General features: G+C 71.0%; 9 protein-coding genes. All 9 read right to left on the reverse strand.

Annotated features, from left to right (window positions below; translation table 11 throughout):
* Nucleotides 1–1659, reverse strand: a 1659-nt coding sequence (locus ACFQ11_RS32605; RefSeq protein WP_378305771.1) for an NADH-quinone oxidoreductase subunit G, incomplete at its 3' end; no start/stop codon positions are given.
* Nucleotides 1659–2954: an NADH-quinone oxidoreductase subunit NuoF gene (nuoF, locus tag ACFQ11_RS32610; RefSeq protein ID WP_378305773.1), complete on the reverse strand. Its 1296-nt coding sequence runs from the start codon at nt 2952–2954 to the stop codon at nt 1659–1661. The genes nuoF and ACFQ11_RS32605, both read right to left, overlap by 1 nt.
* A complete protein-coding gene (gene nuoE / locus ACFQ11_RS32615; RefSeq protein WP_378305775.1) occupies nt 2951–3733 on the reverse strand; it encodes an NADH-quinone oxidoreductase subunit NuoE in 783 nt (260 codons plus the stop codon). The genes nuoF and nuoE overlap by 4 nt, the downstream gene beginning before the upstream one ends.
* Complete coding sequence (locus ACFQ11_RS32620; RefSeq protein WP_378305807.1) at nt 3730–5004, reverse strand: NADH-quinone oxidoreductase subunit D; 1275 nt, start codon at nt 5002–5004, stop codon at nt 3730–3732. The genes nuoE and ACFQ11_RS32620 overlap by 4 nt, the downstream gene beginning before the upstream one ends.
* Before the next feature lie 68 nt (nt 5005–5072).
* Nucleotides 5073–5819: an NADH-quinone oxidoreductase subunit C gene (locus ACFQ11_RS32625; RefSeq protein WP_378305777.1), complete on the reverse strand. Its 747-nt coding sequence runs from the start codon at nt 5817–5819 to the stop codon at nt 5073–5075.
* Between the two features lie 3 nt (nt 5820–5822).
* Nucleotides 5823–6368, reverse strand: a complete 546-nt coding sequence (locus tag ACFQ11_RS32630; protein WP_026403310.1) for a NuoB/complex I 20 kDa subunit family protein — start codon at nt 6366–6368, stop codon at nt 5823–5825.
* 1 nt (nt 6369) lies between these two features.
* The gene (locus ACFQ11_RS32635) at nt 6370–6729 is read right to left on the reverse strand and encodes an NADH-quinone oxidoreductase subunit A (RefSeq protein WP_378305780.1); all 360 of its coding nucleotides are present in this window, start codon (nt 6727–6729) and stop codon (nt 6370–6372) included.
* Nucleotides 6730–6928: 199 nt separating this feature from the next.
* Entirely contained in the window at nt 6929–8185 is a 1257-nt protein-coding gene (locus ACFQ11_RS32640; RefSeq protein WP_378305782.1) for a geranylgeranyl reductase family protein, read from the reverse strand.
* Nucleotides 8186–8325: 140 nt separating this feature from the next.
* Entirely contained in the window at nt 8326–9027 is a 702-nt protein-coding gene (locus ACFQ11_RS32645; protein WP_378305784.1) for a demethylmenaquinone methyltransferase, read from the reverse strand.
* Nucleotides 9028–9225: the final 198 nt, after the last annotated feature.

Below are 9225 nucleotides of genomic sequence, written 5' to 3' on the forward strand. Positions count from 1 at the left end.
CTCGGCGACGCCCCACGCCCGCGCGACCTCCGCGCGGGCGGCGTCGACGACGACCGGGCGGCCGCCCGGCAGCAGCCCGGGCAGCGCCCCGGCCTCCACCGCGCCGCGCTCCCCGGCCCGGCGCGGCACCCACGCGAGCCGGGCGCCGGTCGCCTTCGCCAGCCGGACCGCCGCGGACAGGGCGCCGGGGCTGGTCGCGAGCCGCTCACCGGCGAGGATCACCGCGCCGGGCGTCTCCAGGAGCCCCCGGACGTCCGCGAAGGAGGCGTCCGCGATCAGCGCGCCGATCGTCTCGGCTTCGGCGCCCGGACGGGTCGGCAGGAGCGTCCCGCCGACCTTCCGCAGGCCGCGGGTCGCGAACGGCGCCGCCGCGTACACCTTCAGGTCGTTCTTGCGGAACGCCTTGCGGAGCCGCAGGAAGACGATCGGCGACTCCTCCTCGGGCTCGAACCCGGCGAGCAGGACGGCCGGCGCCGCCTCCAGGTCGGCGTACGACACCTCGATGGAACGGCCCGCGACGGACGAGGCGAGGAAGTCGGCCTCCTCCGCCGACAGCGGGCGGGCCCGGAAGTCGACGTCGTTCGTGCCGAGCGCGATCCGCGCGAACTTCGCGTAGGCGTAGGCGTCCTCGAGGGTGCCGCGCCCGCCGGCGAGCACCCCGGCCGACCCGCGCGCCGCCGCGAGGCCGCGCGCCGCGATCGTCAGCGCCTCCGGCCACGACGCGGCCTCCAGTTCGCCGTCCTCGTTGCGGACGAGCGGGTGCGTCAGCCGGTCCGGCTGGGTGCCGTAGGTGAACGCCCAGCGGCCCTTGTCGCAGTTCCACTCCTCGTTGACCTGCGGGTCGTCCCCCGCCAGCCGCCGCGTGATCTTCCCGCGCCGGTGGTCGGTGCGCAGCGCGCAGCCGGACGCGCAGTGCTCGCAGGTGCTCGGCTGCGAGACGAGGTCGAACGGCCGCGACCGGAACCGGTAGGCGGCGCCGGTCAGCGCCCCGACGGGGCAGATCTGCACGGTGTTGCCGGAGAAGTACGACTGGAACGGCTCGCCCTCCGCCGCGCCGACCTGCTCCTTGGCGCCGCGCTCGAACAGGTCGATGAACGCGTCGCCGGCGATCTGGTCGGAGAACCGGGTGCAGCGGGCGCACTGGATGCAGCGCTCCCGGTCGAGCAGCACCTGGCTGGACAGCGGGATCGGCTTGGGGAACGTCCGCTTGGTCTCGGTGAACCGCGACTCGCCGCGCCCGTTGGACATCGCCTGGTTCTGCAGGGGGCACTCGCCGCCCTTGTCGCAGATCGGGCAGTCCAGCGGGTGGTTGATCAGCAGCAGCTCCATGACCCCGTGCTGCGCCTTGTCGGCGACCTTCGAGGTGAGCTGCGTCTTGACGACCATGCCGGGCATGACCGTGGTCGTGCAGGACGCCGCGGGCTTCGGCATGCCGCGCCCGTTGCCCATGTCCGGGACCTCCACCAGGCACTGGCGGCAGGCCCCGACCGGGTCGAGCAGCGGATGGTCGCAGAACCGCGGGATCTGGATGCCGAGCAGCTCGGCGGCCCGGATGACGAGCGTGCCCTTCGGCACCTCGATCTCGAACCCGTCGATGGTGACCTGCACCATCTCCTCGGCCGGCTTGACGTCCTTCTTGTCGTCGGAGGTAACAGTCATCAGGCACCTGCCCAGAGGGTGGACTCGGCCGGGTCGAACGGGCAGCCGCCCTGCTCGAAGTGCTGCAGGTACTCGTCCCGGAACAGCTTGATGGACGACACGACCGGGCTCGTCGCGCCGTCGCCGAGCGCGCAGAACGAGCGGCCGAGGATGTTGTCGGACAGGTCGAGGAGGGTCTCGAGGTCCTCCTCCTCGCCCTTGCCGGCCTCCAGCCGCTTGAGCATCTGCTTGTACCAGTACGTCCCTTCGCGGCACGGCGTGCACTTGCCGCAAGACTCGTGCGCGTAGAACTCCGACCAGCGCAGCACGGCCCGGACGACGCAGGTCGTCTCGTCGAAGATCTGCAGGGCGCGGGTGCCGAGCATCGACCCCGCGGCCCCGACGGACTCGAAGTCCAGCGGGACGTCCAGGTGCTCGTCGGTGAAGATCGGCGTGGACGAGCCGCCGGGCGTCCAGAACTTCAGCCGGTGCCCCGCGCGGATCCCGCCCGCCATGTCGAGCAGCTCCCGGAGCGTGATCCCGAGGGGCGCCTCGTACTGGCCGGGACGGGTGACGTGCCCCGACAGCGAGAAGATCCCGAAGCCCTGGGACTTCTCGGTGCCCATCGAGGCGAACCATTCCGGCCCGTTCCCGACGATCGAGGGAACCGACGCGATCGACTCGACGTTGTTGATGACGGTGGGCCCGCCGTACAGGCCCGCCACGGCCGGGAAGGGGGGCTTCAGCCTGGGCTGACCGCGGAACCCCTCCAGGGAGTCCAGCAGCGCCGTCTCCTCGCCGCAGATGTAGGCCCCGGCGCCGCTGTGGACGACGACGTCCAGATCGAACCCGGACCCGAGGATGTTCCTGCCGAGGTAGCCCGCCTCGTACGCCTCCGCGACCGCCTGGTGCAGCCGCCGGATGACGTGCAGCACCTCGCCGCGCACGTAGATGAACGCCTGGTTCGACTTGATCGCGTACGAGCTGATGATCACGCCCTCGATGAGGACGTGCGGGTTGGCCATCATCAGCGGGATGTCCTTGCACGTGCCCGGCTCGGACTCGTCCGCGTTCACCACGAGGTAGCGCGGGTTCGGGCTGCTCGGCGGCAGGAACCCCCACTTCATCCCGGTGGGGAACCCGGCGCCGCCGCGACCGCGCAGGCCGGAGTCCTTCACCTGCTGGACGATGTCGTCGGGCGCCATCCCCAGCGCCTTGCGCAGCGCCTTGTAGCCGCCCTCGCGCTCGTAGCCCGCGCGGGTGAAGGAGTCGGGCTGATCCCAGTTCTTCGTGAGGATCGGGGTAAGGGTGGTCACTTGTTGCGCCCCTCCTGCGTTCCCGGCTTGACGTCGCCGCCGATGGGCTCGCCGGGCTCGTTCGGCGGCGGGTCGCTCACCTCGGACGGCCGCACCGGCTCGTCCGGCCGCGGCGCGTCGACGTCCGCCGGGGGCGCCGCCCAGCCGCGCTCCTTCGCCAGCTCCAGGCCGCGCAGCGACTCCGGACCGGCCTGGACGCCCTCGCCCGCGCGGCCGTCGGGGAACCCGGCGAGCACGCGGGACGCGTCCTTCCAGCCGCACAGCTTGTTCGGCCCGCGTGAAGGAAGGACTTCCTTACCGGAGCGCAGGTCGTCGACCAGTTCCTTGGCCTTCGCGGGAGTCATGTTGTCGAAGAACTCCCAGTTGACCATCATCACCGGCGCGAAGTCGCAGGCCGCGTTGCACTCGATCCGCTCCAGGCTGACCTTGCCGTCCGGGGTGGCCTCGTCGTGCCCCACCCCGACGTGCTCGGACAGCTCGTCCCAGATCTGGTCGCCGCCCATCACCGCGCACAGCGTGTTGATGCAGACGCCGACGTGGTACTCGCCGACCGGCGCGTGCTTGTACTGCGTGTAGAACGTCGCGACACCGGTGACCTGCGCGGGCGTGATCCCGAGCTGCTCGGCGCAGAACTCGATGCCGTCCTGCGTGACGTGCCCGTCCACCGACTGCACCAGGTGCAGCAGCGGCAGCAGCGCGGACCGCGGCTTCGGGTACCGCCCGATGATCTCCTTGGCGTCCCGTTCGAGCCGGACGCGCACGTCCGTGTCGTACGTCATCGGTCCACTCCCCCCATGACCGGGTCGATGCTCGCCACGGCCGCGATGACGTCCGCGACCATGCCGCCCTCCGCCATCGCCGGCGTGGCCTGCAGGTTGACGAAGGACGGCTCGCGGAAGTGCACCCGGTACGGGCGGGTGCCGCCGTCGCTGACCACGTGCGCCCCGAGCTCGCCGCGGGGCGACTCGATCGGCGCGTACGCCTGCCCGGCCGGGACCCGGAAGCCCTCCGTCACCAGCTTGAAGTGGTGGATCAGCGCCTCCATCGAGGTGCCCATGATGTGCGCGATGTGGCGGGGCGAGTTGCCCATGCCGTCCGCGCCGATCGCCAGCTGCGCGGGCCAGCCGATCTTCTTGTCCTCGATCATCACGGGCCCCTTGACCGTCTGCAGCCGCTCGTAGCACTGCTCGACGATCTTGAGGGACTCCTCCATCTCCTGCATGCGCACGAGGTAGCGCCCGTAGACGTCCGCGGACTCCTGCGTGGCGACCTCGAAGTCGTACGTCTCGTAGCCGCAGTAGGGCTGTGACTTGCGCAGATCCCACGGAATGCCGGTCGCGCGCAGGACGGGCCCGGTGATGCCGAGCGCCATGCAGCCGGTAAGATCCAGGTACGCGACGTCCTTCGTGCGCGCCAGGTAGACGGGGTTGGCGTCCATCAGCTTCCGCAGCGCCTGGATCCGCTTCGGCATCCGGTCCAGATAGTCCCGGACCTTGCTGAGCGCGCCGCTGGGAAGGTCCTGGGCAACGCCGCCCGGGCGGACGTAGGCCATGTTCATGCGCAGGCCCGTGATCTCCTCGAAGAGATCGAGCGTGTACTCGCGCTCCAGGAACCCGTTGAGCATCACCGTCGTCGCGCCCAGTTCCAGGCCGAACGTGGCGATCGCCACGAGATGAGAGGAGATGCGGTTGAGCTCCATCATCATCACGCGGATGATCTGCGCGCGTTCGGGGATCCGGTCGGTGACGCCGAGCAGCTTCTCCACGCTCATGCAGTACGCCGTCTCGTTGAAGATCGGCGCGAGGTAGTCCATGCGCGTGCAGAACGTGGTGCCCTGCGTCCAGGTGCGGTACTCCATGTTCTTCTCGATGCCGGTGTGCAGGTACCCGATGCCCACCCGGCACTCGGTGACCGTCTCACCGTCGAGGGTCAGGATCAGCCGGAGCACCCCGTGCGTGGACGGGTGCTGCGGCCCCATGTTGACGACGAGGCGCTCGTCGCCGCCGTCCTCCGCGCCGGACACGACCTTGTCCCAGTCCTGCCCGCCCACGTCGAAGACGCGGCCCTCGGCCGCCTCCTCGGCGGCGTAGGCGTCGTATTCGGTGTACTTCGTGCTGCTCACGTGTACGACCTCCGCTCGTCCGGAGGCGGGATCTCCGCTCCGCGGTACTCGACGGGGATGCCGCCGAGGGGGTAGTCCTTGCGCTGCGGGTGGCCGACCCAGTCGTCGGGCATCTCGATGCGGGTGAGCGCCGGATGACCGTCGTAGACGATGCCGAAGAAGTCGTAGGTCTCCCGCTCGTGCCAGTCGGCCGTCGGGTAGACCGGCACGAGCGACGGCAGGTGCGGGTCCGCGTCGGGGCAGGTCGTCTCCAGCCGGACGCGCCGGTTGTGCGTGATCGACAGCAGGTGGACGACCGAGTGCAGCTCGGCGCCCGCGTCGTCGGGGTAGTGGACGCCCGAGACGCCCGAGCAGAGCTCGAACCTCAGCGTGGGGTCGTCCCGCATCGTCCGCGCGACCTCCAGCAGGTGGTCGCGCCCGACGAAGAACGTCAGCTCGCCGCGGTCGACGACGACGCGCTCGATCGCGTCGCCGAACCGCGGGTAGGCGCGTTCCAGGGCGTCCGCGACGTCGTCGAACTCACCGGCCTCGGCGGTGCCGCCGGGCCCGCCGTACGGGCGCGGCGCCGACACCTTCGGCGACTGCCGGACGACCAGGCCGCCGTACCCGGAGGTGTCGCCGGTGGTGTTCGCGCCGAACATCCCCTTGCGGACGATCGGCTGCTCGCGGCGCTCGTCCTCGGCCTGCGCGGGCAGCCGGTCCGCCGCCTGCTCGGCCTGCTGCTCGGGATTCTGCGAACTCATCGGTCAGGCCCCCTGTCCCAGGAGCGGGAGGCGGCGGCGCTTGGCCTCTTCCAGCTCCTCGATCTGCTTCGCGCGCTGCGGGCCCAGCTTGGTGTTGTTCACCTGGTCGTGCAGCTTGAGGATCGCGTCGATGAGCATCTCCGGGCGCGGCGGGCAGCCGGGCAGGTAGATGTCCACGGGGACGATGTGGTCGACGCCCTGCACGATCGCGTAGTTGTTAAACATGCCGCCGGAGGAGGCGCAGACGCCCATCGCGATGACCCACTTGGGCTCGGTCATCTGGTCGTAGATCTGGCGCAGCACCGGGGCCATCTTCTGGCTCACCCGGCCCGCGACGATCATCAGGTCGGCCTGCCGCGGCGTCGCCGACGCGCGCTCCATGCCCCAGCGGGAGAAGTCGTGCTTCGGGTCGCCGGCCGCCATCATCTCGATGGCGCAGCACGCCAGCCCGAACGTCGCGGGCCACATCGAACTGGCCCGCGCCCATCCCGCGACCTGCTCGACCGTGGTCAGCAGGAACCCGCTGGGCAGTTTCTCTTCAAGACCCATGTCAGTCCCACTCCAGACCGCCGCGCCGCCACACATAGGCGTACGCCACGAGCAAGGTGACGATGAAAAGCACCATCTCGATGAGAGCGAAGATCCCCATCAGGTCGAAAGCGACGGCCCAGGGGTAAAGGAAGACGATCTCGATGTCGAAGATGATGAAGAGCATCGCCGTCAGGTAGTACTTGATCGGGAAACGTCCCCCGCCCACCGGCTGCGGGGTCGGCTCGATGCCGCACTCGTAGGCGTCCAGCCGGGCGCGGTTCCAGCGCTTCGGCCCGGTGAGCGAGGCCATCGCCACGGAGCCGACCGCGAAGACGGCCGCGAGCACCCCCAGCACAATGATCGGTACATAGAGATCCATGGTCTCTACTGCCTCTCCTCGGAACGTACGACGCTGTACGGGGCGACGTGACCCTTTACACGCTCGTGACATCTGTCACGAGCACGGTCCGCCACCCTAGCCAAGGTGACCAATAGCACTCCCCTCAGGGGGTCGGGTACGGCGAATCAACCCGCTCACCTGCCGAAACTTTGCGCTCATGGAGCGCCCCTCGGATACCTCAAGCCGCCGGCGCCACCTTCTGCATCGCATTGATGACCCGGTCCATCGCGTCGCCGCCCTTGGGGTCGGTGAGGTTCGCGAGGAGCTTCAGGGTGAACCGCATCAGGGTGGGGTGGGGCAGGCCGTGCGCGGTGAGGAACTTCATCACGCGCGGGTCCCCGATGGCCTGCACGAACACGCGGGCCAGGGTGAAGTAGCCGCCGTGCTCGTCCTTCAGGATGCGCGGGTACTCGTGCAGCGTCCGCTCGCGCTGCGCGGGGGTGCGGCGCGCCAGCGCCTGCACCATGATGTCGGCGGCCAGCCGCCCGGACTCGAGCGCGTAGTCGATGCCCTCGCCGTTGAACGGGTTGATCATCCCGCCGGCGTCGCCGACCAGCAGCATCCCGCGGGTGTAGTGCGGCTGCCGGTTGAACCCCATCGGGAGCGCCGCGCCGCGGATCTTGCCGGTCGCGTGCTCCTCGTCGAACCGCCACTCCGCCGGCATCTGCGCGCACCAGCGCTTCAGCATGCCCCGGTAGTCGACGTTCTGGAACGCCTTGCTGGTGTTCAGGAGGCCGAGCCCGACGTTGGACGTCCCGTCGCCCACGCCGAACACCCAGCCGTAGCCGGGGAGGAGGCGCTCGCCGTCCCACAGCTCCAGCCACGCCTCCATGTACTCGTCGTCGTGGCGGGGCGTCTCGAAGTAGCGGCGGACGGCGACGCCCATCGGCCGGTCGTCGCGGCGGCGCAGCCCCATCGCGAGCGACAGCCGGGTGGAGTTGCCGTCGGCGGCGACGACGAGCGGCGCGCGGAACTCCGCGTCCTCGCCCTCGTGCCTCGCCGTCACCCCGATGATCCGGTCGGTGCGCTCGTCCAGGATCGGGCCGGTGACGTTGCAGCCGGTCAGCAGCCGGGCACCGGCCTTCGCGGCGTGCTCGGCGAGGAGCTGGTCGAGGTCGGTGCGCTTACGGACGAGCCCGTAGTCGGGGAAGCTCGCGAGCTCGGGCCACGGCAGCTCCACCTTCACGCCGCCGCCGTAGATCCGCAGCCCCTTGTTGCGGCCCCACCCGGGGTCGTTGATGTCGACGCCCATGCCGATCAGGGCGCGGACGGCGCGCGGGGTGAGCCCGTCGCCGCAGATCTTGTCGCGGGGGAACTCGGCCTTCTCCAGCAGCAGCACGTCGAGGCCGGCCTGGGCGAGCCAGTACGCGGTGGACGATCCGGCGGGGCCCGCCCCGACGACGATGACATCGGCGTGTCGGGTGGAGTCGGTCACGGTGGTCCTCTTCGTTCGTTCGCTTGTGAAGTACTTCACAAGGTTCCGGTGGGGAGTCTATTCCTTTAACACGGTCGGTGGGTACTTCTGGGCCGTTCCGGTTTTGGACCGGTCCCGAAATCGCCCGGACGCGCGGGCGGTCAGCCCGGGTTGGTCGCGTGGTGCAGCGCGGCCACCCCGAACGTGAGGTCGCGCCAGCGCACGGCGTCCCAGCCGGCGTCCTGGAGCAGCCGGGCCAGCGCCGCCTGGTCGGGCCAGGCGAGCGTCGACTCGGCCAGGTACCGGTAGGAGTCGGGGTTGGAACCGACCCGCGCGAGCAGCGGCAGCCCCACCCTCAGGTGGGCCTTGTGGCCGAGCGCGAGCAGCGGATTCGGGGGATGGCTGACCTCGCACACCAGGAGGCGCCCGCCGGGACGCGTCACCCGGCGCAGCTCGCGCAGCGCGCGGCCGGTGTCGGCGACGTTGCGGAGGCCGAACGAGATCGTGACGGCGTCGAACGCGGCGTCCGCGAACGGGAGCCGCAGCGCGTCCCCCGCGACGAAGTTCAGCCGCGCCGTCCCCGCCTGCCGCCGCACGCCCACGCGCAGCATGCCGAGGGAGAAGTCGCAGGCCACGGTGGACGCGCCCGCCTCGGCGAACGGCACCGACGAGGTCCCGGTCCCGGCCGCGAGGTCGAGGACCCGCTCGCCCGGCCGCGCGTCCAGCGCCCGGACGACCGCCCGCCGCCAGCTCCGGTCCCGGCCTCCGGTCATCAGCGTGTTGAGCAGGTCGTACCGCTCGGCGGTCCCGTCGAACATCGCCGCGACGTCGGCGGGCTTCTTATCGAGTGAGGCGCGGGTCATGGCCCCAGCCTAAGAGGCGGCCCCCGGCGGCCGCGCGGCGCCTCGGCGCCGGCGGCCCGGGGGCGTGCGCGCCGGGCGGTCCGCGGTCTGGGGACCCGCGGTCAGGGGCCCGCCGCCGTCAGGGGCCCGCCGGGGGGCCTGCCGTCAGGGGCCCGCCGCCGTCAGGGGCCCGCCGGGGGGCCTGCCGTCAGGGGCCCG

Source organism: Actinomadura sediminis (assembly GCF_042675525.1).
GTDB lineage: Bacteria > Actinomycetota > Actinomycetes > Streptosporangiales > Streptosporangiaceae > Spirillospora > Spirillospora sediminis.

Bases quoted from the DNA above. Each gene is read 5' to 3' on its own strand.
- nuoE (WP_378305775.1), bottom strand. From the start codon at position 3,733: ATGACGTACGACACGGACGTGCGCGTCCGGCTCGAACGGGACGCCAAG.
- ACFQ11_RS32625 (WP_378305777.1), bottom strand. From the start codon at position 5,819: ATGAGTTCGCAGAATCCCGAGCAGCAGGCCGAGCAGGCGGCGGACCGG.
- ACFQ11_RS32630 (WP_026403310.1), bottom strand. From the start codon at position 6,368: ATGGGTCTTGAAGAGAAACTGCCCAGCGGGTTCCTGCTGACCACGGTC.
- ACFQ11_RS32635 (WP_378305780.1), bottom strand. From the start codon at position 6,729: ATGGATCTCTATGTACCGATCATTGTGCTGGGGGTGCTCGCGGCCGTC.
- ACFQ11_RS32645 (WP_378305784.1), bottom strand. From the start codon at position 9,027: ATGACCCGCGCCTCACTCGATAAGAAGCCCGCCGACGTCGCGGCGATG.